General features: G+C 45.9%; 26 protein-coding genes. 13 read left to right on the forward strand and 13 right to left on the reverse strand.

The window, feature by feature from the left end; genetic code table 11:
* The first annotated feature begins 184 nt into the window (after positions 1-184).
* Positions 185-577, forward strand: coding sequence for a DUF2358 domain-containing protein (locus QUA16_RS25440; RefSeq protein WP_333107022.1), 393 nt, complete (start codon positions 185-187; stop codon positions 575-577).
* Between the two features lie 413 nt (positions 578-990).
* On the forward strand, positions 991-2,163 hold the full coding sequence (locus QUA16_RS25445; RefSeq protein WP_172188640.1) for a TRC40/GET3/ArsA family transport-energizing ATPase: 1,173 nt from the start codon (positions 991-993) through the stop codon (positions 2,161-2,163).
* 340 nt (positions 2,164-2,503) lie between these two features.
* Here QUA16_RS25445 and QUA16_RS25450 read toward each other — a convergent pair whose 3' ends face one another.
* The 10 genes from QUA16_RS25450 to QUA16_RS25495 form a co-directional block, all read right to left on the reverse strand.
* Positions 2,504-2,797 carry a hypothetical protein gene (locus QUA16_RS25450; RefSeq protein WP_333107020.1) on the reverse strand — a complete coding sequence of 98 codons (294 nt, stop codon included), beginning with the start codon at positions 2,795-2,797 and terminating at the stop codon, positions 2,504-2,506.
* A gap of 92 nt (positions 2,798-2,889) precedes the next feature.
* Complete coding sequence (locus QUA16_RS25455) at positions 2,890-3,663, reverse strand: DUF2314 domain-containing protein (protein WP_190741039.1); 774 nt, start codon at positions 3,661-3,663, stop codon at positions 2,890-2,892.
* Between the two features lie 204 nt (positions 3,664-3,867).
* Positions 3,868-4,032: a DUF5615 family PIN-like protein gene (locus QUA16_RS25460; RefSeq protein ID WP_333181433.1), complete on the reverse strand. Its 165-nt coding sequence runs from the start codon at positions 4,030-4,032 to the stop codon at positions 3,868-3,870.
* Positions 4,033-4,066: 34 nt separating this feature from the next.
* Complete coding sequence (locus tag QUA16_RS25465) at positions 4,067-4,432, reverse strand: DUF433 domain-containing protein (protein WP_333053176.1); 366 nt, start codon at positions 4,430-4,432, stop codon at positions 4,067-4,069.
* A 165-nt stretch (positions 4,433-4,597) separates the two neighbouring features.
* Positions 4,598-4,825 carry a hypothetical protein gene (locus tag QUA16_RS25470; RefSeq protein WP_333107018.1) on the reverse strand — a complete coding sequence of 76 codons (228 nt, stop codon included), beginning with the start codon at positions 4,823-4,825 and terminating at the stop codon, positions 4,598-4,600.
* Positions 4,826-4,961: 136 nt separating this feature from the next.
* Complete coding sequence (locus tag QUA16_RS25475; protein ID WP_333107016.1) at positions 4,962-5,351, reverse strand: type II toxin-antitoxin system VapC family toxin; 390 nt, start codon at positions 5,349-5,351, stop codon at positions 4,962-4,964.
* Between the two features lie 7 nt (positions 5,352-5,358).
* Positions 5,359-5,586 (reverse strand): hypothetical protein, encoded by a 228-nt coding sequence (locus tag QUA16_RS25480; protein ID WP_333107015.1) that lies wholly within the window; start codon positions 5,584-5,586, stop codon positions 5,359-5,361.
* Between the two features lie 161 nt (positions 5,587-5,747).
* The gene (locus tag QUA16_RS25485) at positions 5,748-8,072 is read right to left on the reverse strand and encodes a DNA phosphorothioation-associated putative methyltransferase (RefSeq protein WP_333107013.1); all 2,325 of its coding nucleotides are present in this window, start codon (positions 8,070-8,072) and stop codon (positions 5,748-5,750) included.
* A 165-nt stretch (positions 8,073-8,237) separates the two neighbouring features.
* Positions 8,238-11,654 carry a response regulator gene (locus QUA16_RS25490; RefSeq protein ID WP_333107011.1) on the reverse strand — a complete coding sequence of 1,139 codons (3,417 nt, stop codon included), beginning with the start codon at positions 11,652-11,654 and terminating at the stop codon, positions 8,238-8,240.
* A 121-nt stretch (positions 11,655-11,775) separates the two neighbouring features.
* Positions 11,776-12,207, reverse strand: a complete 432-nt coding sequence (locus tag QUA16_RS25495; RefSeq protein ID WP_333076249.1) for a response regulator — start codon at positions 12,205-12,207, stop codon at positions 11,776-11,778.
* Between the two features lie 401 nt (positions 12,208-12,608).
* On the opposite strand from QUA16_RS25495, the gene purC reads away from it, so the two are divergent.
* From purC to QUA16_RS25540, 9 genes are all read left to right on the forward strand, one after another.
* Positions 12,609-13,337, forward strand: a complete 729-nt coding sequence (gene purC / locus QUA16_RS25500; RefSeq protein ID WP_333107009.1) for a phosphoribosylaminoimidazolesuccinocarboxamide synthase — start codon at positions 12,609-12,611, stop codon at positions 13,335-13,337.
* Between the two features lie 174 nt (positions 13,338-13,511).
* Entirely contained in the window at positions 13,512-15,953 is a 2,442-nt protein-coding gene (locus tag QUA16_RS25505; RefSeq protein ID WP_333107008.1) for a BamA/TamA family outer membrane protein, read from the forward strand.
* Between the two features lie 281 nt (positions 15,954-16,234).
* Positions 16,235-17,092 carry a UDP-3-O-acyl-N-acetylglucosamine deacetylase gene (gene lpxC / locus QUA16_RS25510; RefSeq protein WP_333107006.1) on the forward strand — a complete coding sequence of 286 codons (858 nt, stop codon included), beginning with the start codon at positions 16,235-16,237 and terminating at the stop codon, positions 17,090-17,092.
* Positions 17,093-17,174: 82 nt separating this feature from the next.
* Entirely contained in the window at positions 17,175-17,696 is a 522-nt protein-coding gene (gene fabZ, locus QUA16_RS25515; RefSeq protein WP_333107005.1) for a 3-hydroxyacyl-ACP dehydratase FabZ, read from the forward strand.
* A 15-nt stretch (positions 17,697-17,711) separates the two neighbouring features.
* Entirely contained in the window at positions 17,712-17,840 is a 129-nt protein-coding gene (locus QUA16_RS25520) for a hypothetical protein (protein ID WP_333181434.1), read from the forward strand.
* Positions 17,841-17,857: 17 nt separating this feature from the next.
* A complete protein-coding gene (gene lpxA / locus QUA16_RS25525; RefSeq protein ID WP_333107001.1) occupies positions 17,858-18,652 on the forward strand; it encodes an acyl-ACP--UDP-N-acetylglucosamine O-acyltransferase in 795 nt (264 codons plus the stop codon).
* Positions 18,653-18,693: 41 nt separating this feature from the next.
* Positions 18,694-19,296 (forward strand): Uma2 family endonuclease, encoded by a 603-nt coding sequence (locus QUA16_RS25530; RefSeq protein ID WP_333106999.1) that lies wholly within the window; start codon positions 18,694-18,696, stop codon positions 19,294-19,296.
* Between the two features lie 9 nt (positions 19,297-19,305).
* The gene (gene lpxB / locus QUA16_RS25535) at positions 19,306-20,478 is read left to right on the forward strand and encodes a lipid-A-disaccharide synthase (RefSeq protein WP_333106996.1); all 1,173 of its coding nucleotides are present in this window, start codon (positions 19,306-19,308) and stop codon (positions 20,476-20,478) included.
* 136 nt (positions 20,479-20,614) lie between these two features.
* Positions 20,615-21,895, forward strand: a complete 1,281-nt coding sequence (locus tag QUA16_RS25540) for a DNA cytosine methyltransferase (RefSeq protein ID WP_333106994.1) — start codon at positions 20,615-20,617, stop codon at positions 21,893-21,895.
* A 159-nt stretch (positions 21,896-22,054) separates the two neighbouring features.
* Here the strand turns inward: QUA16_RS25540 and QUA16_RS37035 are convergent, their stop codons facing one another.
* Positions 22,055-22,237: a chemotaxis protein CheW gene (locus tag QUA16_RS37035; protein WP_445252197.1), complete on the reverse strand. Its 183-nt coding sequence runs from the start codon at positions 22,235-22,237 to the stop codon at positions 22,055-22,057.
* Positions 22,238-22,399: 162 nt separating this feature from the next.
* Between QUA16_RS37035 and QUA16_RS25545 the strand changes: the two genes are divergently transcribed.
* Positions 22,400-22,744 carry a phospholipid-binding protein gene (locus QUA16_RS25545; protein WP_333106992.1) on the forward strand — a complete coding sequence of 115 codons (345 nt, stop codon included), beginning with the start codon at positions 22,400-22,402 and terminating at the stop codon, positions 22,742-22,744.
* Positions 22,745-22,987: 243 nt separating this feature from the next.
* On the forward strand, positions 22,988-23,359 hold the full coding sequence (locus QUA16_RS25550) for a DUF4278 domain-containing protein (protein WP_333106990.1): 372 nt from the start codon (positions 22,988-22,990) through the stop codon (positions 23,357-23,359).
* 226 nt (positions 23,360-23,585) lie between these two features.
* Here QUA16_RS25550 and QUA16_RS25555 read toward each other — a convergent pair whose 3' ends face one another.
* Both QUA16_RS25555 and QUA16_RS25560 read right to left on the reverse strand, forming a co-directional pair.
* The gene (locus QUA16_RS25555; RefSeq protein WP_333106988.1) at positions 23,586-24,767 is read right to left on the reverse strand and encodes an RtcB family protein; all 1,182 of its coding nucleotides are present in this window, start codon (positions 24,765-24,767) and stop codon (positions 23,586-23,588) included.
* Between the two features lie 650 nt (positions 24,768-25,417).
* A complete protein-coding gene (locus QUA16_RS25560) occupies positions 25,418-26,548 on the reverse strand; it encodes a hypothetical protein (RefSeq protein ID WP_333109766.1) in 1,131 nt (376 codons plus the stop codon).
* Positions 26,549-26,755: the final 207 nt, after the last annotated feature.

Consider the following 26,755-nt stretch of genomic DNA (forward strand, 5'->3'; position numbering starts at 1 on the left):
AGCGCGCTCGGACGATCATCCGAGCGCGCTCGACTATTATAATTTACTTGGGGACAATTAATCCACCCTGCTTATTAAGGGGGGCTAGGGGGGATCGGATTCTACGGGGCCTCATACAAAATTGGTATTAAATCTATTGTGTTAAAATTATATTCTAATAATAGAAGAATAACGATCGCTCGAAATGGATATTATTGAAATTCTCAAAGACGATTATCAAAGATTTCCCGATAATCAGACTTACAGCATCTATGCAAAAGATGTTTATTTTGAAGATCCGGTGAATCGATTTACAGGAGTCGATCGCTACCGCAAAATGATCGGGTTTATGGGGACTTTTTTTCAGGATGTAAATCTCGATTTGCACGGGATTTCGCAGTCGAGAGATACTATAGACACTCGCTGGACTCTGAGCTGGATCGCACCGCTACCTTGGAAACCGAAAATGGCGATCGCCGGTAGGAGCGAACTGAAAGTCAACAGCGACGGTTTAATTGTTTCTCACATCGATTACTGGGACTGTTCGCGGTTGGATGTGATCAAACAGCTTGTATTTCCGGTAAAAACTAATCTTTGAGAATTGTTCTTAGGTTTGTTAGGATCGTCAATTAAATAATTTCCCTTTTTTCTTGTGGGATGGGCGTCCCGCCCGTCTATCGGGGACGGGCGGGACGCCCATCCCACAACAAACAGGAAAAGTGGATTTTATTTAATTCTCATTCCTTAGCAATAAAAAATAGTGTTTTAAGAGCGAGCTCCCTTTTTTAAGGCAAATATTAGCAGATAAACACAGATGGATTTTTATTTGTTGCAATTGATAGCTGAGATAAATAATTTTAACTTATCTTGACAGGGAAGCAATTTCGTGTATCACTGGAAATGTGGTATGTCCGGCGGCGCGATGCCAAAATTAATTCCCCACAAAATTAATATCTGTTACATAACGTTACAATATAGGAGTAAACTACTTTCAGGCGAGCTAAACAATCAATGCGCTTAATATTAATGACTGGAAAAGGCGGCGTCGGCAAAACCTCCGTAGCCGCTGCGACTGGGCTGCGGTGTGCCGAATTGGGATACAAAACCCTAGTGCTGAGTACAGATCCCGCTCACTCCTTAGCCGACAGCTTCGACATGGAACTCGGACACGATTCGCGGCTGGTGAAACCGAATTTGTGGGGAGCAGAATTAGACGCTCTCAGGGAATTAGAAGGCAATTGGGGAGCCGTTAAGCGCTACATTACTCAAGTCTTGCGAGCGCAGGGGCTCGAAGGGGTGCAAGCTGAAGAATTAGCTATCTTGCCAGGAATGGATGAAATCTTCGGTTTAGTGCGAATGAAGCGGCATTACGACGAAGGCGAATTTGATGTTTTAATTATCGATTCTGCTCCGACTGGCACGGCATTGAGACTGCTAAGTTTGCCGGAAGTTGGCGGCTGGTACATGAGAAAATTTTACAAGCCGCTGCAAGGTATATCAGCCGCCCTTAGACCTTTAGTGGAACCTATTTTTAGACCAATTGCGGGTTTTTCTTTACCAGACAAAGAGGTGATGGATGCACCTTACGAATTTTACGAACAAATCGAAGCTTTGGAAAAGGTTTTAACTGACAATACTGTCACTTCGGTAAGGTTAGTTACCAATCCAGAAAAAATGGTAATTAAAGAGTCTCTGCGGGCTCATGCCTATTTGAGTTTGTACAATGTAGCCACAGATTTAGTAGTAGCTAACCGGATTATTCCCGCAGAAGTAACGGACCCATTTTTTAAACGGTGGAAAGAAAGCCAGGAACAGTACCGTCAGGAAATTCACTCAGATTTCATGCCGCTGCCAGTTAAGGAGGTGCCACTTTATTCTGAAGAAATGTGCGGTTTGGCAGCTTTGGAACGGTTGAAAGAAACGCTTTACAAAGACGAAGACCCAAGTCAAGTTTATTACAAAGAAAATACGATTAAGATCGTGCAGGAAAACAATCAATATAGTCTTGAACTGTATTTGCCCGGAATTGCTAAGGATCAGATCCAGTTGAGCAAAACGGGAGATGAGTTGAATGTTCGGATTGGCAATCACCGCCGCAATTTGGTTTTGCCGCAAGCTTTAGCGGCGCTGCAACCTTCGGGGGCGAAGATGGAGGATGATTATTTGAAAATTAAGTTTGCTTAACAAGACTTACGCACGCTTCTACCTAAAAAACCCGGTTTCTAGGAAAAATCGTGGATAATCCCTTGAGATATTCACGCAGAAACCGGATTTTTTTCCCGCGTGCAGGCATTGAGCTATTCAGCAGACTTACGCCATTCTTGTCCAAGGCGAACTGCTTTGTCAAAAGTAGCACGGTTGCGTCTGCGTTTATGAGACAGTGACTTTTGTAATGGTATCAATTCCGATTGTATGGGAATGATTTAACCGCAGAGGGCGCAGAGGGCGCAGAGTCTCCAGAAGAGAGAGATGAATAATTCCGATGTCAACGGATTTGATATGAGATGCTGCTGGCTAGACACAATTAACAGGACTCAGCACGAAGGACTTCGTTTAATGCCTCATCAATCACTGCATCGCTGACACCTCGACGCTTCAAACTTGCTACTAAGGCTGTTACTGTCTGGGTCTCAAATCGTTCTAAATCAAGGCGCAAACCTTGACCGATATAAGCACGAATTAATGGCTGATAACCCGAAAAACCCAACAATGGTGCAACTTTTTTTAAATCTTCCACAACATCTTCGGGCATACGAATCGTCACGCTAGTCATTGGACGGTTGCGGTTTAATCGCTGCTTTAATGCTTCAACTTTCATACTCTGCCCTCTCCTGACGAGTTGCTTTACGTGCTGAAATAAGTTGCGGCTCTTGTACCCGGTAAACAATTCCCTATTATAAGCCCCACCGATTATCTTAGAAAATCAGTAATTTTATTCCATTTCATCACTTCCGCCAAGTCAATCGCCGTCAACCCATCAGGATTCTTAATCATTTTATCAGCGCCATACTTTAATAATAATTTAACAGGAGTTAAGTTGCCAGCCAATGCCTCACATTGCAGCATAGTCCAGCCATTTTCATCAATTTGATTTACAATGGTAGGATTTTCACTTAATGCAGAATCAATTTTTGCAGCCATATTCTCACTCATTGGATGCTCGCCGATTTCATATTCATCCTTATTTCTTGATTCTTGATTTAAATAGCTATCGGGAACAATTCGGATTTCTCTCGGATCGCCGAATTCCAAACCCCAAGCATCATCATGCACACGCCTTCGATCGCTATTCATTGTAAGCCGTATTGCATTAACAGTATATGCACCATAAACCATCCCATCAATAGAATATATCCAATCATTGATATCGTTGAAGCCCATCACAATCTGGTCGCCCGATCCAATTCCATCTATCCATCTCGGATCGTTTAATAAATCTCCACTAACTTTCAGACCATCAAAATTAACATTCTCCACCCACATATGTTCAACTGATGGTGCAGAATCCGTCACCTTTCCCGTCGGAAATCCAAGTTTTACTGCACTTATATCCAGCCCAGGAATTATCCGCCGCCTTTCCCATGACAACTCACGCCAAAAATATTTAAATGATTCGCGTGCCTTCTTGCTAGCAAGATTTATATCCGGGTCATCACCCTGAAATCGATAAATATTTTGACTCATTTACCACTCCGCAGTTGATTGTTAGAGGTACTTCTAATATTAATATACATCATAAGCAGGTTAAGTATATCAAGGGAAAGGGATGAAAAGAATTCGACCTTCATATTCATCAGGCTGACTGCAACAAATAAATAGTTCTAAATCATCAATGATCTTACCAATGGGTGCTGTTGCAATAACCTCAATAACTCCAAGCATAGGTAGTCATTGATTGACTCGCTCGTAGGCATACATCGTAATAGTGGCCACATCATGGGTAAGTAAGATGCGTCCTTCATTAGCCGCCCATTCTAAAATATCTGGATCGTCAGTGTGAATCAGCCCTACATCTTGGACACGAACAATATCTAATTCAGGCAAACGTCTCACCAGCCCACGCAATATGGCTCCATTAAAATTTTCATCAGTTAGAAGGCGCACTTGGTATCGACTCCCCTTTTGACTGATAACGAGTAAGCAAACGTTGTCTCAGATCAACTAAGTTGTGTTGTCGAGAAAGTTCTTGTCTCAGTTGCTGAGATTGTTGGCTGCGCTGTTCCAAATAACTGTCAATTTCCTGACGATGGTTTAGATAGTAAGCAATGGTACTGTATATGTCTTCTAAGCGAACAACTGAATACTGAATAGCGATTTCTTCGGGAGTGGAGCCATTGTGGTATGAAGCAAGTATGCTATCTAGGGTGACTCGACTCGAACCTATACGGATACCTCCCGCTTCATCCCAACGGAAAGGAGGAGAGGTTGCTTGGAATTTTGCTGGGGCGCTCATTAGGGACATATTCTACCTGACTTGAACTGTATCAAAACATTGTAGCAAGAAGCCTAATTCTTTGTCGGAAGGTAATGAAATCCAACCATAATTATAGCTGTCGCTATGCTGGCTTTGCTACGAATGCAGGATAGGTTTTGTGTGCATCTGCATAAATCCTAAGTGCTACAGACATTTGCTGGCAGTTTCTCCTTGTGCCTGAAACCAAGCAAATGTTTCAGGATCGACTTGAACTTGCATAGTAATAGCCGACTGAGGCATTCGTAATTGCGCTCTAGTAAAGAACTCCTCCGATAGTGGTGGACTATCGGAAGTATCGATATCTTCATCGCTCATTGCGTCGATTCTCGCCCAGTCGGTTTGTGAGGTATTGTTCATAGCGTCTGCGTTCATAAGACAGTGACTTTCGCCCTGGAGATAATACGAACTGTTTCCTCATCAAGCTCCGTGTAGACAACAACTACAATTCGTCCATCAAGTAAACCAATACCGATACTCGACTCCAACGCATTGTTAGGCTTTCTGATTGCTACGGATATGGCAATAAATTTAAGTTTTGAATGAATCGATAATCTCGTTGGTTCTTAGTGATGAAAGGGTACTCCCATACTATTGCTGTAGCTGCGATCAAGCCATCGGCAATTAGTAAGCCGTGACTTAGCCGATACAACCGTAACAAGTCAACCGCCTTATCTGAAATAGACTGGTCAATTCTAATCACGTCAAACTGCTGGATAAATTTTTCTAGAGTCTGTAACTCTACCTTGTTAGCGCAACCAACAATTAGCTCCATTTGTGTGATTATGCTAATTGGTAATCGAGAACTTGATTTTAGTCCTTGCAAACAATTAACTGCATCAGGAATACCACGACCAACATCGATGATTATGTCGGTATCTATGATAGTTGAACTAGCCATGTGCTTTTTACCACTCGTTTTCTCGGAGATTACGTACCCAGGTAGTGCTACCTAAGTCTTGACGATCTCGCCACATTCCAATAAATGGATCGTTCATTAAATCAACATTTACTGACGAAGAGACATGTTCATCATATATGTACTTTTGTTTGAAAAAGGCGATCAAACTTACCACTTGACTCTGTGCTTCAGCCGGCAGAGATAAAAATTCACCTAAAAACTCTTGATTTGTCATGGCTATACCTTTTAAACAGAACAAGATATCTTTGATTAAGTCTATCAATATTTTGAGATTTTGGGAACTACTCCCTTCCCGTCATGGGGTCAAAAGCAGAAATTTTCTGTGTAAAATCCCAATTTTGGGTAGTTAGGCAGAAACTTTCTCTGTTTCCATGACTATTCCTCTTCTTTCCCTTCCTCTGTGCTCTCTGTGCCCTCTGCGGTTCCTTCAATCTTTCCCGCATTAACCTCAATCTTTTGCGAGTGGCGTTCCGACGCAGCTTTTTGCAGCATTTTCAATTTTTCTGGGTCAGCATTCGATCGCCAAAACAACTTATGATCCTTAATTTTAACGCAATTTTCCTCCAAACACTTCATCCATTCCCGATGTTTCTTAACTACGCCACGATCGAGAATACCTAACTTTTCTTCTTGGCGGGTGAGTTTCGCAAACTTGTCATAATGGGGATAACTAGCAGTAACAAAAGCTTCTTTTCTTACTAAAATTGGTGGATTATACACATCAGAATAGTCTTGATAGCTCACAGAAAGGTCGCGCAAATCTATGTGCATAGAAGTGTGAAGGGCTGGATGCGGGTTAGTGTCAAAATCGGGATAAAATAAATAGGAAATCTGAGGTCTGCGAGCGTAAAATTTGATAATTGTCGCGCCGTCAAGTCTGCCAATTGTGCGGTTGGCGCAGCCTTCGTAGAGCCTCAGCAAAGGGTCTAGTTCTTCTAATGCAGAGACGTGTACTGAAAGAGTACCGGGCTGTTTGTAGCCGATCGCACTATCTTCGCAGCAATCCGCAACAATATCAGCTTTGCCCAAACTGTATAGCATTAAATCTGCCAAAGTGCAAGCTTTTTGATAATTGTCAAACAAACCTTTGATGTCGTTGCGGATTTGAGCCGGTAGTCGGCGGATTGAAGGTCGTGAAGCGTAGCTATCCCGTAGGGAATCGCCCAAACCGTTGAGGGCGAGATACACCAGCAAATCTTGGCGGCGCTTGTCGGCGATTTTCTCCCAATCATCCGCATCCGTTGCTTGCAAAATCACCCTCCAAGCGCGATTAAAACTGTGAAATTCCTCCTTAATCGCCGATTCTTCCGCTAGTTCGCCTTTAACAGGAAGCCGGCCCCGATCGCTCACAAAAGCCATCAAAGGAGCCAACATTTCCGCATAATCCTCAAACCGCTTAACTTGCGATCGCACCCTGGGAGTCGATAAGTGCGATCGAAACCGAGAAGCACGAAAACTTTCACCCTCCGCCGCATCCCGAAACACAAAATAAATCCCCAAAGCAACAGGAATTGCATCCACACTCAAAACTTGGTCGATATAAACCTTCAACTCTTCTTGTTCGTAATACTTCTGAAAAGTATTCCGAGAAGTAATCACCCCATCCCCGTAAGCAATTTGACCTTGTTGGCGATCGTCAATCAAAACTTGAGCCGCTACAACTAATAAATTCTTAGTTAATTCCCAAGCATTCAGCAAAGCTTCTCGTCGTTCCGCCAAAGATTCAATCACATTAATCACATAACCAATATTCACAATATCAGCACAAATTCGCGGAGTATCCGGCTGATAGTAGGGGTCCCAACCAGAAATAGCATAACCCTCTTGTGCAATATATTTAATATCCCCGCCGAAACCGCAACCGTAATCAAAAAAAGTCGCACCGTCCCTCGCTAAATCAGCTTCTAAAACCAGACGCAGAGGTTTAGAAAGCGAATTGCGTACCATTGCAGCTTTGTGTCGCTCGATCTTAGGAATTGATAGCTCACTATTCTCCTGTTTCAAACGCTCGACAACAGTATGATCTTGGATTTCTACACCGCAATATCCCAAATATTTGAGCCAACCCTCGCGAGTGCCGATAACGCTAGTATTGTCAAGCAGCCCCCACTTTTCCTCGCAGCGAGTCAGCCTCGCAAACTTTTCGTAATTGGGATAATCCGCAGCTACAAAAGTTTCCTTGCGGTGCAAAACCGGGGGGTTTTCGCTGTTGCTGTAATCGAAATATTTAACTTCCCCTGTTGCTAGATTAATTTGGATGCTGGTTTGCAAAGCAGGATGAGCATCTGTATCGAAATCAGGGTAAAAAAGATAAGATATTTTAGGTTGATGAAGCTGAAACTTAACTAAGGTTGCTTCCTCAATATTTTCTATATTTATTCTGGCACAATTTTCATAAATTATGAGGAGAGGATTGAGTGCTGGTAAGGCCGAAACGTGAACGTAAAAAGCCGTTGGCAATTTTTTCCCAACCTTGCTCTCTCGACAGCAGCGAGCCACTTTTTCTACTAGGTTGTCAACACGAAAATTATTAATTTCGTCTGGGGGGTACGGCACTGCGGCTACATAATCTTTCTCCGAAATAGCCTCGTTTTCCTGCAACACTTTCCGAGCAAAAACCATCAAAGGCGTTAGCAGTTCTCCATTATTTTCTAATGGCTCGCTCTCTAAAATAGTGTTTGTACTGGTATCGTAAGTCATAGCTAAATTAATTTATTTTTTAATTAACCGCAGAGAACGCAGAGAACACAGAGTGAAGAAAGAAAGAATTTATTTCTTAGTCCGCGTAGGCGGACTTCGTTTGTGTAGGCGCGATTTCAATCGCCGACTACGATCAACTACGATCGACTACGATCGACTGACATATTAACCAAACATTCGAGTTTCCACAAATTCTTGAACCCGGGCTAAATGACTGGACAAACTCACTAATATGTTCTCAACCCTCTCCATATTTAACAATTCCCTCTCTGGTGGTTCAGATTGAAATCCTCGCGCTTGATGCTCCAATTGTGCGGCCAAATCCGACATCAGAGCAACTCCCACATTAGCAGATGTTCCTTTGAGACGGTGGGCTTGATATTCCACAGCTTGCCAATCTTTAGCTTCTACAGCTATTTGGGCAGCAGCCATATCAGCTTGGGCGTCTGCGACAAAAGCTTGCAAAAGTCGCTCTGGCAATTTAATATTAACTCGTCCGAGTTGCTCCAATCTGCTCTTGTCGAATAGTCCGTCGCAGTCTCTATGTTCCCAAGTTTGAAGTGCGAGCGCCCTTGGTGTCGGCAGACCCACAACCTGCGCTTTTTCCACAACTTCTGTATAATTTGTTGCTAATTGAGATTTCTTTTCCGAATTAATACTTTTAACTCCATACTTATTTTCACCCTGAACATTTAGGGCTTCATACTTTTTCAGAGCCGCCGCCAAAGCATCTAAATCTACAGGTTTGCTGAGATAATCGTCCATCCCCGCCGCCAGACACTTTTCTCGTTCCCCCGGCATAGCATGAGCAGTTAAAGCCATCACAAAAGTATGCCGATCGCTTCCTTCGATTTCCCTCAACTTTTCCGTCGCTTTGTAACCATCAAGTACCGGCATTTGACAGTCCATCAGCACTAAATCATAGCTTTTTTTTGCCAGCAAATCCAGCGCTTCTTGACCGTTGACCACGCAGTCAGCCTGATAGCCTAAAACTGCCAACTGTTCGACAAGAACTTGTTGATTGATCGGGTGGTCTTCCGCCACCAAAATTCTCAGCGATGACAGCGAATTGGGAGTAACATATTGAGAATTAACTGCTGGCAATTTGCAAGTATTAGCAGCCTCCAGCCTCCCAAACTCTCCCGTTCCCTTCACCGACGCAAGCATTGCCTCAAGCAGGCGGCTTGGCCGCACCGGCTCGATCAAATATCCGTTAAAACCCTGACTGCAAAGCGATTCAGCCTTCGGCTGTTCTCGCAAAGCAGTCATGGCGATTAACGAGCCAACTGTCGAGGTCGATCGCACTTTTCTAGCAAATTCCTCCGCATCCAATTCCGGCATTTGCAAGTCCACAAGCACCACATCCCAGCTTTTTCCCCCCTCTCCCGAATTCTGAGAAATCCCGCCCTGGGCCTTGTTCAACCAAGTCAAAGCCTCAGTAGCAGTTTCTGCCTCATCGCAGCGGGCACCCCAACTTTGAGCGAGCGATCGCACCGCTGCCCTCCTCAAAGCACTTTCAGAGACTACTAACAACTTCTTGCCCACAAGTTCGGGATCGGGAGGCTCAACTGGCAACTGTTTTTCCAAAGGTACAGTAAACCAAAAAGTCGAACCGCTACCTAGCAAACTGCGAACTCCAATCTCGCCGGACATCATCTCCACTAACTGCTTACAAATAGCCAAACCCAAACCCGTTCCGCCGTAAGGCCTAGTAGGAGAATCGTCTACCTGAGAAAAAGATTGGAACAATTTTGTTTGCCCTTCGGCCGAAATTCCAATGCCAGTATCCCGCACGGAAAATAGCAATCTTGCTTCTTGTCTACCGTCTGCCTGTCGGTTGCCCTGTTTCACAGTTACGTGAACTAGAACTTGACCGCGATCGGTAAATTTTATGGCATTACCCGTCAAATTCAGCAAAACTTGCTTCAATCTGCCCGAGTCGCCCACCAACTTTCTCGGCACTGAGCTATCAACTAAAATATTCAATTCAATACCTTTTTCTTCTGCCAAATGCGCTATAATTTCTATCACCGACTCAACGCAACTATCCAAATCAAATTTAGAGTTTTCCAGTCGCATTTCTCCCGCTTCAATCTTAGAGAAATCGAGGATATCATTAATAACATTTAGCAAATGTTCAGCACTGCGGTAAATCGTCTGAGCACAGTCCCGCTGTTTCTGTTCCAGAGGAGCGCGCAGCAGCAATTGAGCCATTGCCAAAACCCCATTCATCGGAGTACGAATTTCGTGACTCATGTTCGCCAAGAATTGCGACTTCACCCGGCTCGCTTCTAAGGCAGTTTCCCGCGCTTCCACCAGCTCATTAATCTTGTCGGCAACCATCACGATTCCCCCCACTTTCTCGTCTGGATCGTACCAAGGGTGAGCAGCCCACCGCAGGTACAGAACAGATCCGTCCGATCGTTCCCAGGCATCTTCGCTCACAGAAACTACCTTGCCTTTGAGCACTTCTTGGTACATTACTTTCCAGCGATTGGGGGTATCTGGAAACAATTCGTAATGGCTGAGATTATTCAGGGACGGCAACTCCAAATCAAATTGACTAACCCATTTTTTAGAGTTAGCCATATAGCGCATTTGTGTATCGAACATCGCCATTGCTACAGGCACGCAAGTAATAATTTGTCTCAGTTGCTGCCGTTCCCTTTCCAGAGCATCTTCCGCCTGTTTGCGCTGGGTAATGTCGCTAATCATACCGGCCATTCGCAGCGGTTTTCCTTGGGAATTGCGCTGAGCTTTTCCCTGAGAAGTGCAGTACCGGTAAACACCGTTCGAGTGTAGCAGCCGGAATTCTACATTATAGTCTATTTCTTGTTCCAAGTGAGCGGCGATCGCTGCGACAATTCCCTCCTTGTCATCGGGGTGTAGGCGGTTGTATAGAGCTTCCATAGTCCTGCCAAATTGCTTTCGCGACAAACCGATTATTTCCAAAAGGCGATCGTTCCAATACACCTCATTTTTACTTAAATCCCAATCCCAAATTCCGTCGTTCACTCCCTCTAAAACTAACCTGTATCGTTCCTCACTTTCCTTGAGTTTTTGACTGGTATGAAACGCCTGAAATTCGGCGCGGTAAACGCGCATCGCATTGGACAAACTGCGAGACAAACTTTCGGGAGAAAGCTTGTTTTTAGCGATATAATCCGAAGCTCCTGCCTTCATCAATTCCACAGCAATTTGTTCGTCGCCTTGACCTGTGAGCACAATTAAGGGAACTTTCAGCCCAGATTCTCGTAGATTTTTTACCAAACTCAGCCCGTCTCCGTCCGGCAATCCGTAGTCGAGCAATACGCAGTCAAATTTGCACTCAAATATTTGATTTAATAGCAGCCCCTTTTCTGTCTCCTCAACCTCGCTTAAAGGTTGAGATTTATTTTGTTTGGAGAGTTTCGCGGTAGCCTGCATAGAAGTTTTGCTGACCGAGAGTTGGGCCAGCGCATCCGCGCAGTCTTCTGCTTCAGTAACTTCTACCAAAACACCAGCGGACTTGAGCGATCGTTTGATCGCCATTCGATCGACTGCATCGTCATCAACTATCAGAATTGTGAGAATTTTGTCCATAAAAACCGAATTGTGGATTACTCCGAAAAAGCTGCTGTCGAGAAAAAGGAATTAAAACAACTGCATCGCTGAAAAATCACAAACCCCCCCTTGAAAAATTTTTTATTAAATTTTCCCTAGTTTAGGGAATTTCGCTCAGCATCCAGTATCTGTTGAGGGTAGCCATCACTTCCACGAAGTTAGAAAAAGTCACAGGTTTAAGAATATAGCCCGCTACATTCAAATTATAAGCTTTTACTTTATCTCTATCTTCATTAGAAGTTGTGAGGACGATTACCGGAATCGACCTCAAACATTCATCCAGTCGCAATTCTTGCAAAAACTCGATCCCGCTCATTCTCGGCATATTCAAGTCCAGCAAAATCAATCGGCGCGCTTGAGGCATTGGAGGGTCTATTTTTCCTTCTCCACGTAATATAGCCAGAGCTTCTAATCCATTGGCAGCAATGTAGAGAGGGTTGACGATGTTATTTTTTTTGAAAGCTCGCCGGACGTTCATCACATCAACCTCATCATCTTCTACCAAGAGAATATGAATTTTTTTGTCTTGCATAAATCAGCCATTTTATAGATGTTTTTTAAGCGCCAGTCTCGTTGGGGAGGTTTAGCCAGCACGGATCGCGAACCCAGCAGGTTTAATCTCTATTGTCCTTTGTCAAGAATCATTTATGCCGGGGCCGATGACGGTATCTACTGGCAGGGGTACTCGCCCCTCATTCGATTTTAGATTTTAGATTTTAGATTTTGGATTGACTTGGGCGAGATAAATGCGGGGGCTTGAGGATTTTAGATTTTAGATTTTGGATTGATTCCACGGATAAATCTGGGGGCTTGTACCCTCAAGAAATTCTTGGTCAGAGAATGAGCGGCACAGCCGAGATCCAAAAACTCGCCAATAACGCCCGATCGAGCTACGGTAAAATCTAAAACTCATCTACCTTATTATTAATCGCCATGTCAGCCGATCGCAAACTCTACGAAGGCAAAGCCAAAATCCTCTACTCCACCGAAGACAGCGAAATTTTGCTGACCCACTTCAAAGACGACGCCACAGCCTTTAACGCCCAGAAACGCGGCAGCATCGTCGGCAAAGGCGAAATCAACTGCGCCGTATCCGCCCACCTGTTTCGGATGCTAGAAGCCAAAGGCATTCCCACCCACTTCATCGACACCCCGGCCCCCAACCAAATGCGAGTCTGTCGCGTCCAAATCTTGCCATTGGAAGTCGTAGTCAGAAACATTGCCGCCGGCAGTCTGTGCAAGCAAACAGGCCTCGCCCTAGGCACAATTGTCAATCCGCCGCTGGTGGAATTTTATTATAAAAACGACGATTTGGGAGATCCGCTACTGACCCGCGGCCGACTCCAGTTAATGCAGCTAGCCACCCCCGAACAAGTAGACCAACTAGAAATCGCCGCCCGCGAAATTAACGAAATACTCAAAGAATTTTTCAGCCAGTGTGGCATCACCCTGGTAGACTTCAAACTAGAATTCGGTATCGACCAACATCAAAATCTGATCCTCGCCGACGAAATCAGTCCCGACACCTGCCGCCTCTGGGACAACGCAGAAGCCGACCCCGACGCCCGTGTTATGGACAAAGACCGATTCCGCCGGGACTTGGGATCGGTGGAAACAGCTTACCAGCAAGTTCTCCAGCGGGTTCTAGCTCAGAAAGTCTAGAGGCCTTAACAATGAGCTACAATTGCACAGTTTGTCACGGACATTCAGCACTCAGCAGTCAACAGTTAGCAGTCAGCGGCAAATTCAACCGACTCAATAACTAATGACTAATGACTAATGACTGATGACTGATGGCTAATGTGGTGTGTGGATTGCCTAAAAAAGTGAACAAAAATGCGTTTATCTGCTGTATTGGTGGCAGTTTTTACTGCCTCAGCAACATTCGGGTTATCAAATTCGGCAAGTGGCCAAACATCCTACTCTGAATCAGCAGAGGAAGCTTTGGCTGCCGCCCGGCCCGCCCCGTCGATCGAATTACCCGATCGCCCCCTTCCAGAATTAACCCAAAATCCTCCTCAAAACCGCAAAGCCGTTAAAACCGGCAAAGGGGAAGCCCTAACAATAGCGGAGGCCCCTGGCAGAGGAGCTCCCGACGACCAACCCCCAGACCTAGTAAAAGAAACGCCCTCCCCGGTTTCACCTGCCAGCCGGGAACTCAAACCCCAGCTAGCATCCAACCCCTCCCCCGCCTCTAGCAGCCAAAACGCCCTGCCAGAGCCGCAACAGGACAGCTCGCTCCCCCCATCGGAAGCGGCTGTAACGCCCGCCTGGCTCGCAGCAGAGCTAGGGAAACCAGAGGAATCAGGGGCGATCGCTCAAAACGCCCAAGTTACCCCCAGACCGGCCCCGACCAGGCCTACGCCAGCCAGACCGGCCCCAGCCAGACCAGCCCCAGTCAGACCGGCCCCGGCGAGCCCTCCGACTAACACCGTTCCCACCTTGCCCCCTGGCCTGGCACCGCGGCCCAGACAAACGCCCGCACCCGCCGGGGCGGCAGAACCGCAAGTGCTAGTTGCAGAAGTTACAGTCACCGGGGCGACGAAAGACTTGGAAAGCGAGATTTACCGAGTCATCAGCACCCAACCGGGACGCACGACCAACCGCAGCCAACTGCAACAAGACATCAACGCCATTTTTGCGACGGGCTTTTTTAGAAACGTGCGGGCAGTACCGGAAGACACCCCGTTGGGCGTCCGGGTGACTTTTATTGTGCAGCCAAATCCGGTATTGCGGGGAGTGACAATCACCGGTCAGCAAGTCCTGCCCCAAAGCGTAATTGACGAAAGCTTCCGCGATCAATACGGCAAAATTCTCAACCTCCGCCGCTTTGAAGAAGGAGTGAAAAAAATTAATGCGTGGTATCAAGAGAACGGCTATGTTTTGGGTCAAATCACTGATGCCCCGCAAGTAGCAGACGACGGCACTGTCACCCTGGTAGTGGCAGAAGGCCAGATCGAATCCGTTGATGTCCGCTTCCTGAACAAGGAGGGAGAGTCAACAGATGCCACGGGTCAGCCCATCGGAGGCAACACCCGCCGGTTTGTCATCACCCGCGAAGTAGAACTCAAGCCCGGAGACATCTTTAACCGCACCAAGGCGGAAAGGGATTTGAGACGGGTGTTTGGTTTGGGAATTTTTGAAGACGTGCGACTTGCCTTGGAACCGGGAACGACTGACCCCCGCAAGGCAAGGGTAATTGTCAACGTCATTGAGAAAAATACCGGTTCTCTAGCCGCGGGTGCGGGTTTGAGTTCCGCGACGGGTTTGTTCGGTACGGTGAGTTACCAGCAGCAAAACTTCAGAGGTAGGAACCAAAAGTTGGGCGCTGAGGTGCAAATCGGGGAACGCCAAAATCTGTTTGACCTGAGTTTTACAGATCCCTGGATTGCGGGCGATCCTTACCGGACTTCTTATACGATTAATGCGTTTAGAAGACGATCTATCAGCGTGATTTTTGACGGCGGCGAACGGGAAGTCAGATTGCCCAACGAGGATCGACCCCGCATCAATCGCACCGGGGCCGGCATCAATTTCACCCGTCCTCTGTCGCGCAATCCTTTTGCCGATGCTGAGTGGACTGCTTCAGTCGGTTTGCAGTACCAGCGAGTCTCAATTACCGATCGCAAAGGCCGTCGCGAATCCAAGGACGAACTCGGCAACCTGTTAAGTTTTAGCGATTCGGGTTCGGATGACTTGACAACTTTGCAAGCAGGTGTTGTACGCGATCGACGCAACGACCCCCTCCGCCCCACTAGCGGTTCCCTGCTCAGGTTTGGGATGGAACAGTCGATTCCTGTAGGTTCCGGCAGCATCCTGTTAAACCGCGTGCGGGCCAGCTACAGCTTTTACCTACCAGTCAAGTACACCAACTTTACCCCCGGCCCTCAAACCCTGGCATTTAGTGTTAGAGGCGGCACCGTATTCGGAGATTTGCCTCCCTACGAAGCCTTTGCCTTGGGCGGCGCTAACTCGGTGCGCGGATACAACGAAGGCGACCTGGGAGCCGGCCGCAGCTTCCTAGAAGCCAGCGTTGAGTACCGTTTCCCGATTATTTCGTTTATCGGCGGAGCGCTATTTTTGGATGCTGGCACCGACTTGGGCACGGGCAAAGATGTCCCCGGCGACCCGGCCGGTATCCGCAAAAAGCCCGGTAGCGGTTACGGTTACGGCCTCGGCGTGCGGGTTCAATCTCCTTTAGGGCCGATCCGGATCGATTACGGTATCAACGACACCGGCGACAATCAAATTCACTTTGGGATTGGTGAGCGATTCTAAGTTGGCAGTTGGCAGTTGGCAGTTGGCAGTTGGCAGTTGACAGTTGGCAGTTGGCACTTGGCAGTTAACAGTTGGCAGTTGACAGTTGGCAGTTGGCAGTTGACAGTTGACAGTTGACAGTTGACAGTTGACTACTAACTACTGACTACTAACTAATGACAGTTGACAGTTGGCAGTTGACAGTTGGCAGTTGGCAGTTGACAGTTGACAGTTGACTACTAACTACTGACTACTAACTAATGACTAATGACTAATGACTAATGACTAATGACTAATGACTAATGACTATTGAACGTACCCTGAAATCTGAATTTGAACTGTCGGGAATCGGTTTGCACAGTGGCACACAAACTCGCGTCCGAGTTTTGCCTGCGGATGTTGGGGAAGGCCGCTATTTTGTCAGAATAGACTTGCCCGGTACTCCGATAATTCCTGCAAAAATTGAGGCGGTTTGTCAGACGGCACTTTCAACTGAACTCGCAGGTATAGATGGTCAAATTCGCACTGTAGAGCATCTATTAGCCGCTTTGGCGGGGATGGGAGCGGATAATGCTCGAATTGAGGTTGATGGGCCGGAAGTGCCACTGCTGGACGGTTCGGCTCTGGTTTGGGTAGAGGCGATCGCCCATATCGGCTTAGTTCCTCAAGAATCGAAGCAAGCCCCCACTCCCTCCTGCGTCCTAGAACAGCCAATTTGGGTGCGCCACGGGGATGCTTTTGCCGCGGCTTTACCCTCAGCCGAAACTCGGTTTAGTTACGGAATTGATTTTGAGGAACAGGCGATCGGCAATCAATGGTACAGTTGGTCGCCAGAGGCAGAAAGTTTTGCGACGGCGATCGCCCCAGCCCGCACTTTTGGACTTGCTCGCCAAGTTGACCAATTGCGACAAGCAGGTTTGATCAAAGGTGGTACCCTAGAGAACGCCCTAGTTTGCGATCGATCCGGCTGGCTCAACCCGCCTTTGAGATTTGCCAACGAACCAGTGCGCCATAAAATCCTAGACTTAGTAGGCGACCTCAGTCTGCTCGGAACTTGGCCAAAAGCTCACTACTTGGCTTACAAAGCCAGTCACAACCTGCACGTCCAACTCGCCCAAGCCCTGAAATCGGAATCTCTAGCTACCCTAGATAAAAGTTAGGAAAAAACAGGTGATCTGTTAAGATTGCATATTCTTTCTTCCTTCTGCCTTCTGCAATACCACACTCAAAAGTCTTCAAGTAATGTCTACGCTGACTGAAGTTAACACCCTCAATACTGCTAATTCTGAATCCCTTCCCACCGAGAACGGTGATGATTCTCCAGCGGTTAAATCTACTTTTACTCTCGAAGAAATTCATAAATTATTGCCTCATCGCTATCCTTTTGCACTGGTTGACAAGATTGTTGATTACGTGCCGTCCGAGAAGGCTGTAGGAATTAAAAATGTGACTTTCAACGAACCGCATTTTCAAGGGCATTTTCCCGGACGGCCGATTATGCCTGGAGTATTAATTGTCGAAGCGATGGCTCAAGTTGGCGGTATTGTTCTGGCTCAGTTGCCCGACATCAAGCAAGGATTGTGGATGTTTACCGGAATTGATGAAGTCAAGTTTCGTCGTCAGGTTGTACCGGGCGATCAGTTGCTGATGACTTTAGAATTGCTGTGGGTAAAACGCCGTCGCTTTGCAAAAATGCAGGCTCTGGCTGAAGTAGACGGACAAAAAGTTTGTGAAGGAGAATTGACGTTTTCGATGGTAGATTAAATTGGTGATTGGGCATTGGGCATTGGGCATTGGGCATTGGGCATTGGGCATTGGGCATTGGGCATTGCAACAGCCAACAGCCAACAGTTAACAGACAACAGCCAACAGACAACAGACAACAGCCAACAGACAACAGCCAACTGACAACTGACAACTGAAAAATGCTTACTTTGATTCACCCAACTGCTGTGATTCATCCCCGCGCCGAACTTCACCCGACTGTAGAAGTGGGAGCTTATGCTGTAATTGGGGAAAGAGTGAAAATCGGGCCGGATACTAAGATTGGCGCCCATGCAATTATCGACGGGCTAACAGAAATAGGCGCTCGCAATCAAATTTTCCCCGGTGCGGCGATTGGTTTGGAACCTCAAGATTTGAAATACGAGGGTTCTCCGACTAGGGTGAAAATTGGCGACAGCAATCAAATTCGGGAATACGTGACAATTAACCGCGCTACTGGAGCAGGGGAAAGCACGACTATTGGCAATCATAATCTATTGATGGCTTATGTTCATGTGGGACACAATTGCGCGATCGCCGATCGAGTAATTATCGCCAATGCTGTAGCCTTAGCCGGACACGTTAAAATCGAGTCTCAAGCCCGCTTGAGCGGTGTTTTGGGCGTTCACCAGTTTGTCCACATCGGCCGCTTGTCTATGGTGGGCGGCTTGAGCAGGATCGATCGAGACGTACCTCCTTATATGCTAGTCGAGGGGAATCCTTCGAGAGTGCGAGCTATCAACAAAATAGGCCTCGAACGCGCTGGTTTTACGGCAGAAGATTTGCTAGTTTTGAAGAAAACTTTTCGTATTCTCTACCATTCTGGCTACACTCTAAATCAAGCTTTGGAACAGTTGGATTTGTTGCCAGAAAACGCCCACTTGCAGCACTTGCGGAGATTTGTGCAGCAGTCTATAACCAAAGGGCGGCGCGGTTTGATTCCAGGCAAAAAGTAAATGAGGTAGAATAAACCTATGAACTAAGCGACTGTTGCCCTATGAATGTATATACTTCAGTCAAATCTACATCCCCTGAAACAGAACAAGATGGCTGCATTAGGTTCTCAGATGTTACTTGGGAGCAATTTGAAGCGATAGAAGCAGCTTTTAAAGATGTCAGAGGTGTGAAATTTTTCTATCTCGATAAAATACTGCAAATTATGACTGTCTCGCCCGAACACGAAATAATCAAGAAAACTCTCTGTATGCTGCTAGAGGCATATATGAGAGCAAATGGGATTAGATTTTACGGCAAGGGCGGCCCGACTCTGGGTGACAGAGAATTAGGCGGTAGAAAAGAGCCGGATGATTCCTATGATATAGGAACCCAAAAAATAGTCCCAGATATTGCTATTGAAGTGGTAATTACCAGTGGCGGGATAAATACTCTAGAGTTCTACAAAAGATTGGGCGTTCGGGAAGTTTGGTTTTGGCAAAATAGTCAGTTATCTCTCTATTACTTAACAGGTGAAAATTATGAGCAGATTGCCAGGAGTACATTCCTGCCCGATCTGGACTTAGAATTACTGCTACGCTGTGCTAATATGCCCGATCAATATGATGCTGTTACCGAGTTATTAGCAAACATCTCACCTGTATAAACTCAGAATATGAAAATTTTTATCAGCACTGGTGAGGTTTCTGGCGATTTGCAAGGATCTTTGTTAGTTGCAGCCTTAAAACGTCACGCTGTCGCGGCTGGTTTGGAGTTAGAAATAACCGGATTGGGCGGCCCTCGTATGGCGGAAGCGGGTGCTACTATTTTAGGCGATACTGTGGGCATTGGTTCTATGGGCCTTATAGAATCAGTGCCGTATATTTGGCCCACGATTCAAGTTCAGCAAAAAGCTAAACAATATCTCAAAAACTTTCGCCCCGATGCTGTTGTATTGATTGATTATTTGACTCCAAATCTCGGTATTGGCAGCTATATCCGCCGCTATTTGCCTGATTTGCCGGTGGTTTGGTACATCGCACCTCAAGAATGGGTTTGGTCGATTTCTCCTCGCAATACCGATCTGATTGTCAATATTTGCGACCAACTTTTGGCAATTTTCCCCGAAGAAGCTTGTTATTATCGAGAAAAAGGAGCCGAAGTGAGTTGGGTTGGTCATCCTTTGGTGGATAGAATGCAATCTGCGCCCAGCCGGGAAGTTGCCCGCAAAACTTTGGGAATTGGGCCGGAACAGGTGTCGATCGCCCTAATTCCCGCTTCCAGACACCAAGAACTGAAGTACCTGATGCCGGTTATATTTGAGGCAGCTCAAATTATTCAAGCTAAATTGCCGGAAGTTCATTTTTGGATTCCGCTGGCTAACAAAGCTTTTCGCAGCAAAATCGAACAGGCGATCGAGAATTACGGTTTGCGGGCTACTTTGTTAGAAAATCAAACTCTGGAAATCTTGGCTGCGGCCGATCTGGCGATCGCTAAATCTGGTACTGTTAATCTGGAGCTAGCTTTGCTCGACGTTCCCCAAGTTGTCGCCTACCGCGTCAGTCCGATTACGGCGGTTATTGCTCGCCACGTGCTGAAATTTTCGATTCCTTTTATGTCTCCGCCCAATTTGGTGCAAATGAAGCCGATCGTCCCGGAGTTGCTGCAAGACGAGGCGACTGCGGAAAATATAGTGAATCACGCACTGGCATTGCTGCAAAATGCCGATCGACGCCAGCAAACTTTGGCAGGTTATCGGGAAATGCGGGAAAGTCTCGGAGATGTGGGTGTGTGCGATCGGGCCGCTGCGGAAATAATGAAAAATGTCAAATTAAATACAGATTCTTAAAGCATTTTGTGTATTTAAAAGTTATGTATAAACCCGGTTCCTTTGTAACTGGCTGGTGGACAAACCCACGATTTATTACCAGAAACGCGGTTGATTTCCTTAATTTCTATTAAAGCAACTTTGTTATTGAAATGTTATGCCAAGCAATCGGAAAAAGCGACCGATCGCTGTTGATTTATTTGCAGGTGCGGGCGGCATGACTCTGGGCTTTGAACAAGCAGGTTTTGACGTACTTGCCTCAGTCGAAATAGACCCAATTCACTGCGCCACACACCAGTTTAATTTCCCGATGTGTTCTATTTTGTGCAAAGATGTCACAGCGCTTACGGGTTCAGAAATTCGGAAAAAATCGGCGATCGGGCGACGCGAGATAGACGTAGTAATCAGCGGTTCGCCCTGTCAAGGATTCTCCATGATGGGCAAGCGCGATGTGGACGACCCGCGAAATTCTCTAATTTTTCACTTTCAGCGCTTAGTTTTGGAGCTAAAACCCAAGTTTTTTGTAATGGAAAATGTGCCGGGAATTGCATCAGGAGAACACAAAGAACTCCTGAATGTTTTAATTAGCTCTTTTCTGAAACGTGGCTATAAAGTAGAAGAAAATTATCAAGTTCTCAACGCTGTTAACTATGGAGTGCCGCAAGCTCGCAAACGATTGTTTTTGATTGGGTGCAAAGAAGGTTATGAGCTACCCAAATACCCTCAGCAAACTACTATACTGCCGAAAGTTAAAATTCCTAAACGCTATAAAAAAATTAATTTACCTGCTGTCCCGACAGTTTGGGATGCGATTGGAGATTTGCCGGATGTGGAAAAGTACAGCGAGTTGCTGCACCGAGATTGGGTAATCGCGGAGTACGGAAAGTGCAGCAGTTATGCGAGTATAATGCGCGGAATTGATGGTTTGGATGATGATTATTCCTACGATCGCGAGTACGATCGACAAATCCTCTCTTCTAGTTTACGAACTAAACATTCTCAGGAATGTATAGAAAGGTTTCAGGCGGCAAAACGCGGCGAAAAAGAGCCGATCAGCCGTTTTTACAAGCTTCACCCCGACGGAGTTTGCAACACTCTCAGGGCGGGAACCGACAGGGCGAGGGGGGCTTATACTTCGCCGAGGCCGATTCACCCGATCGCCCCTCGGTGCATTACAGTCAGAGAAGCTGCGCGACTGCATTCCTATCCTGACTGGTTTAGATTTCACGTCACAAAATGGCACGGTTTTCGCCAAGTCGGAAATTCTGTACCGCCGCTATTGGCGAAAGCTGTCGCAGCGCAGATTATTAATGCTTTGGGCGTGGAAGCAATTAAGCCGAGTCTCAAGCTGACATGGGGAGATGATTCGTTGCTTAAACTGAATTGGTCGGAAGCAGAACAATATTATCTAATATCAAATCCGTTAGCATCGGAATAGTAAATTCGAGTTGACTGTTGACTGTTGACTGTTGACTGTTGACTGTTGACTGTTGACTGTTGACTGTTCACTGTCAACCGTCAACATCATGTATGAGTGTAACCGGAAATGATATAAAAAGTTAAGAATTAGATTTACAGCGTATATGCAGGACTACCCTCAATTAAGCGCAGGGCAAAGTGCCTGTATCAGCGATCGCACTTCGATGACCAGCACAAGATGTCCTGGGTAGTTAAACAAACCGGGAATGTAATCCGGCGCGCTGTGCAGTTTGTTCAAGGTAAAAGTGGGAACTATTTCGACTACTGGCCTGCAATCCAATGCGTAGCGAATCCTATACATAAAATAGCAAAATCAACATCTGCATATCATGGGAGATTTGAGATTGTGAAAGTCTACCGGAAAATATTTTGATAAATTTCGCTGAGTTTTGCAACAATTACGAGTCTTTTGGAATTCTAGAGCTATCTTGGAAAAAGTGTATTTTCAGGAGACTCAAATACTATGGGTTGGTTTAAAAGACTGTTCGGACTCGAAAAGCCTCAAGAGCAGGCTCAACCGATGACACAAGTAGTACAGGAAGCAGCCCAAGCGAATTCCATCGATCCTGCTAAAGTCGGCCCTGAGGGAACTTTTGACGAAAGCGGCTTGGCGAAGCGGGTTGCTTTAGCTTTTGACGGCGATCCAGAAGTTGCAGATATCGATACTGTTTGGGTTGCTCAGCTCAGCAGCACGGTTGTTCTCAAAGGTCAAGTTGCGAGTCAGGAAATTCTCGACAAGTTGGTGGCGATCGCCTCTGCTGAAGAAGGTGCCACAAACGTGCAAACCGATCAGGTGACAGTTGGCTAGTTCTGCCCAAGCGAAGCAGTTTCGCTCCGGGTGCTGCTCGAATTAGTCAAAAACTCGATTAAACCCGCTCCGGCGGGTTTTTTCTTGCCGTCTCCCCTCTCCAAATATTAATTTTTGTAAATAAAACCGATTCATCTCAAAAAACCGTATAATTGAATACAGAAACTAAAAAAGTTTTAGCCCAGAAAACCAAACCTGACCTGACTGCCGTTTTTATCTCCATAAATATAAGGATCAAAAAATATGAAACTCACTTATCGCGGTTCAAACTACGAGTACGACATTCCGACAGTTGATATGGTCGAAGGGGAAGTCGCGGGCAAATACCGGGGGCAAAACTGGAACTATCGGTATCCGAGACACATTCCCAACCCCAAAAAATACGGCGGCCCAAACTATACCAAAAAGCGAGATGCTCAAGCTGGCGATGGGAATGTCGCAGCAGCTAACGCCCCAGGGGCGGTTAAATCTTACCCAACAGTTATGGAAGTGGCGCAAGTGCACCGGGCGAATCTTTGCAATATTCTCGATCGTAGAAAGCAAGCAGCCAAAGCCAAGGGCGATGAAACACTGCTGCGCTTGCTAGAAATTGAGTCGAGACAGATGGTCTGTTAGAGAAAAGCTTCAGAAAACAAAGCGTTTGTCAAGAGGGGGGAAATCAGCAGCGGCTTGATTTCCCCCCTCTTCCCATAAAGCACTTTCCAGGTAAGTGATATCAAATCCGGTAGCATCGGAATTATTCCTCTCTGTATTCTCTCCCTCTGCGTTCTCTGCGCCCTCTGCGGTTAAATCATTCCGATACAACCGGAAACGATATGAAGTACAAATAAACCAGTTTCTGTCACCCCTTGACACAAACCACCTGCTTCAAAGTCGCCACAACTTCCACCAAATCCGACTGCTGAGTCATCACCTCATCAATGGACTTGTAAGCCCCCGGAATTTCATCTAAAAATTGCTCATCTTTCCGGCACTCAACCCCGTCAGTCTGCCGCACAAAATCATCGAGAGTGAATACATTCTTCGCTTGAGTGCGAGACATCAAGCGCCCCGCACCGTGACTGCAACTACAGTAACTTTCCGCATTACCTTTACCCTTAACAATGAAAGATTTCGCCCCCATCGAACCCGGAATAATCCCATAATCCTGTACATCCGCGCGTACAGCACCCTTGCGAGTCACATACACATCTTCGCCAAAATGCACCTCTTTTTCCGCGTAATTGTGGTGGCAATTCACCTCTAATAACGGCTTAACAGATTTGCCACCCGCGACGTGCTTTTCCACAATTCGCTTAAACCGATTCATCATTACATCGCGATTAAAACGAGCATAATCTTGCGCCCACTGCAAATCGTGCCAGTAAGCGGCAAACTCCCGCGTACCCGCTACAAAATAAGCCAAATCTTTGTCAGCCAGATTAATTTCTGCTAGTTTAGCTAAATCTTTAGCAGTCTCGATATGCTGCTGTGCGAGCAAATTTCCAATGCCGCGAGAACCGGAATGCAGCATCAGCCAAACAAAGTTTTCAGTATCAACGCAAACCTCAATAAAATGATTACCGCCGCCGAGGGAACCCATTTGTTTTAAGGCTTTATTGTTTTGATGCTGCACACCTTGATGAAGTTCCTTAAATTCACCCCATCCTTGCCAGTTGGTGACAGTTGTTTCTACTTCTTTGTTTTCCGAAAATCCGACTGGAATTGCTGCTTCGATATCGAGGCGAATTTGTTTGAGTTTGCCTTCTAGTTTGTTGGCTTTGAATGGCATTTTTATCGCAGACATACCGCAACCCACATCGACGCCCACAGCCGCCGGAATAATCGCTTCTTTTGTGGCAATTACTGAACCGACTAAAGCACCTTTTCCTAAATGTACGTCGGGCATTAGTGCGACGTGTTTGAATACAAAGGGCAAAGATGCTACGTTTGCGGTCATCTTGGTTTCTTTTTCGCCCAGGGCGTGATTTGCCCAAGATAATACTGGTTTTGGGGCTGATATGTCTAATTTTTCGTAGGGCATTTTTGTTTAAGTTGGTTTTGCAAGTTTGTTGTGTAGTACAAGTGTAACACAAAGACTTTCGGATGTCAAACACACTAATTCTCGTAGGGTGCGTCAGTCGGGAATTTCTTTTGGGAGTCATAGAATTTTTACTGACGCACCTTACCCACTAATTCTTGTGGCGTCAACTTCACATCAAATGCAGTAGCGGTATTGTTGGTAAATCCGACATTCCGACAGGGAATGAATTCCCTGTCTCATAGCAAAAGTCCTCTCAAAGAGGACTAAAATCGATCGCACTTCCCGTCAAAATCTACAGTCGGTTTTAACCGACATCTTGCAGCAATATCAATAAGAGGATTTTTCGTGGGGTCGGGCGGGTTTATAGAACCTATTTGCAAGCTTTAAGGCTGTTGGCGAACCCGCCCCTACGTCTAATTGAGAATGGTGCAATATCTCAGTTTTAACCGACAGTCCGACAGGGAATGAATTCCCTGTCTCATAGCTAAAGTCCTCTGAAAGAGGACTGAAATCCCTCGCACTTTCCGTCAAACTCTACAGTCGGTTTTAACCGACTTTCGCTATGAGGCAGGGGTTTCAACCCCTGTCGGATTGTGGGAAAGCGAGTGAAAAGCTAACACGGCACAAGAAGCGTTTTGTATTGAAAATCCTTAATAAATGCCTAAAGATTGAATGAATAATTTACTGTAAGGTGCGGATTCTTGTACCGTCGCCAGGGAACCAAACAGCTCTTTTCCGCCGAAGATAACTAATGTCTTCTGTTTAGAGTCAGGTTCTTGAGTCAGGATTTGTGAATGAACGGACAGAATCCTATCTGAATCAAATCGATAGAAATAGTTCAAGTCACCGCAAACCTCTTCTTTAAGATCCTTAAGAGTGGGGTAAAGTTCTTTACAGGAACGTGGCTCGTGACCGATTAAAATTAGTTGATCTGATATTTCCATTTTGTTAAGATCGATTAGATACATAAGTCCTTCATTAGTGTTAATTAGAACGCGATCGTCCGATAGGTAGCACATAGAGTAATCAAAACCATCATCCGAATCAGGCCAAGGCCATTCGCATATTCCCATTAAATTGCACTCAGGAAAACTGAATCGGCTGAGTTGTCTTTCGGAACTATCTATAACCAAAAATTCGTCACCAGCAGGATGAAATTGAGGAGGTGATGTGTCATACAGACAGGGAACCTCCACGGCATGAATTGTCGTACCATCATCATAAAGCCAGTAGATTTGCTGTCCGTTCTGACCGCAAGCAGCCCAAAGAGCTAAAATTTGATTTTCCGGGTGTGGGTGAAACGAAAAGGTACTGTAGCCGCCAATAGGGTCTTTGAGGCGAAGTTTTCGCTGAATTTGCCACGAATTGGTATCGCGAATTTGAATTTCTACTTCCTTGAATTCAATTAATTTCATGCACCAAAAACGCAAGCCGTCTGCATCAAACCAGCAGTCCTGAAATCCATTCTCGTTATCCAAAAAATACTTAACAGGAGGGTTTGGTAGCTGTTCTTCAAAAACTAGCTGGTTTTCTGCTGTCATAATTGCCAAATGATTGCCATTTGCCATAATTGCTGCCAGCAAATCGCCTTTGGGGCTGATGGCTGAATGGCTAATTGCGTCGGGAAGCTGGTATTCGTATTTTGGGGAGAAGTTACGATCGACTAAAGTGACTTTTTTGCGATCGCCACTGACAATGGTCGCCCACTCGGAATTAATGGGTTGATTTATGTGTGAGAACGACCAGTCAATTTGTATTTCATTTTTTGGTAAAATCAGCATAAAGATATTTCAGCGTAAATAAGCTCTATTTTAACTGAAATTTTGCAGCATTTATCGTAGGGTGCGTCAGTCTGGAATTTCTTTGGGGAGTCAGAGACTGTTTACTGACGCAGCTTACCGACTAATTATCCTGTAGTTTAGACTAAAAAATGAGCGCAGCTAAAAGTAGCCACCTTTGAATCTCAGGCAAGCTGTTGCTCAAAAACT

Source organism: Microcoleus sp. S13_C3, from assembly GCF_036700905.1.
GTDB lineage: Bacteria > Cyanobacteriota > Cyanobacteriia > Cyanobacteriales > Microcoleaceae > Microcoleus.

What these genes read in the sequence shown, in the direction of transcription:
- lpxA (WP_333107001.1), top strand. Translation starts at nt 17,858, where the DNA reads ATGCTTACTTTGATTCACCCAACTGCTGTGATTCATCCCCGCGCCGAA.
- QUA16_RS25505 (WP_333107008.1), top strand. Translation starts at nt 13,512, where the DNA reads ATGCGTTTATCTGCTGTATTGGTGGCAGTTTTTACTGCCTCAGCAACA.
- QUA16_RS25480 (WP_333107015.1), bottom strand. Translation starts at nt 5,586, where the DNA reads ATGACAAATCAAGAGTTTTTAGGTGAATTTTTATCTCTGCCGGCTGAA.
- QUA16_RS25450 (WP_333107020.1), bottom strand. Translation starts at nt 2,797, where the DNA reads ATGAAAGTTGAAGCATTAAAGCAGCGATTAAACCGCAACCGTCCAATG.
- QUA16_RS25485 (WP_333107013.1), bottom strand. Translation starts at nt 8,072, where the DNA reads ATGACTTACGATACCAGTACAAACACTATTTTAGAGAGCGAGCCATTA.
- lpxB (WP_333106996.1), top strand. Translation starts at nt 19,306, where the DNA reads ATGAAAATTTTTATCAGCACTGGTGAGGTTTCTGGCGATTTGCAAGGA.
- fabZ (WP_333107005.1), top strand. Translation starts at nt 17,175, where the DNA reads ATGTCTACGCTGACTGAAGTTAACACCCTCAATACTGCTAATTCTGAA.
- lpxC (WP_333107006.1), top strand. Translation starts at nt 16,235, where the DNA reads ATGACTATTGAACGTACCCTGAAATCTGAATTTGAACTGTCGGGAATC.
- QUA16_RS25550 (WP_333106990.1), top strand. Translation starts at nt 22,988, where the DNA reads ATGAAACTCACTTATCGCGGTTCAAACTACGAGTACGACATTCCGACA.
- QUA16_RS25495 (WP_333076249.1), bottom strand. Translation starts at nt 12,207, where the DNA reads ATGCAAGACAAAAAAATTCATATTCTCTTGGTAGAAGATGATGAGGTT.
- purC (WP_333107009.1), top strand. Translation starts at nt 12,609, where the DNA reads ATGTCAGCCGATCGCAAACTCTACGAAGGCAAAGCCAAAATCCTCTAC.
- QUA16_RS37035 (WP_445252197.1), bottom strand. Translation starts at nt 22,237, where the DNA reads ATGTATAGGATTCGCTACGCATTGGATTGCAGGCCAGTAGTCGAAATA.
- QUA16_RS25455 (WP_190741039.1), bottom strand. Translation starts at nt 3,663, where the DNA reads ATGAGTCAAAATATTTATCGATTTCAGGGTGATGACCCGGATATAAAT.
- QUA16_RS25490 (WP_333107011.1), bottom strand. Translation starts at nt 11,654, where the DNA reads ATGGACAAAATTCTCACAATTCTGATAGTTGATGACGATGCAGTCGAT.
- QUA16_RS25445 (WP_172188640.1), top strand. Translation starts at nt 991, where the DNA reads ATGCGCTTAATATTAATGACTGGAAAAGGCGGCGTCGGCAAAACCTCC.
- QUA16_RS25470 (WP_333107018.1), bottom strand. Translation starts at nt 4,825, where the DNA reads ATGAACGCAGACGCTATGAACAATACCTCACAAACCGACTGGGCGAGA.
- QUA16_RS25560 (WP_333109766.1), bottom strand. Translation starts at nt 26,548, where the DNA reads ATGCTGATTTTACCAAAAAATGAAATACAAATTGACTGGTCGTTCTCA.
- QUA16_RS25465 (WP_333053176.1), bottom strand. Translation starts at nt 4,432, where the DNA reads ATGAGCGCCCCAGCAAAATTCCAAGCAACCTCTCCTCCTTTCCGTTGG.
- QUA16_RS25530 (WP_333106999.1), top strand. Translation starts at nt 18,694, where the DNA reads ATGAATGTATATACTTCAGTCAAATCTACATCCCCTGAAACAGAACAA.
- QUA16_RS25545 (WP_333106992.1), top strand. Translation starts at nt 22,400, where the DNA reads ATGGGTTGGTTTAAAAGACTGTTCGGACTCGAAAAGCCTCAAGAGCAG.
- QUA16_RS25540 (WP_333106994.1), top strand. Translation starts at nt 20,615, where the DNA reads ATGCCAAGCAATCGGAAAAAGCGACCGATCGCTGTTGATTTATTTGCA.
- QUA16_RS25440 (WP_333107022.1), top strand. Translation starts at nt 185, where the DNA reads ATGGATATTATTGAAATTCTCAAAGACGATTATCAAAGATTTCCCGAT.
- QUA16_RS25555 (WP_333106988.1), bottom strand. Translation starts at nt 24,767, where the DNA reads ATGCCCTACGAAAAATTAGACATATCAGCCCCAAAACCAGTATTATCT.
- QUA16_RS25475 (WP_333107016.1), bottom strand. Translation starts at nt 5,351, where the DNA reads ATGGCTAGTTCAACTATCATAGATACCGACATAATCATCGATGTTGGT.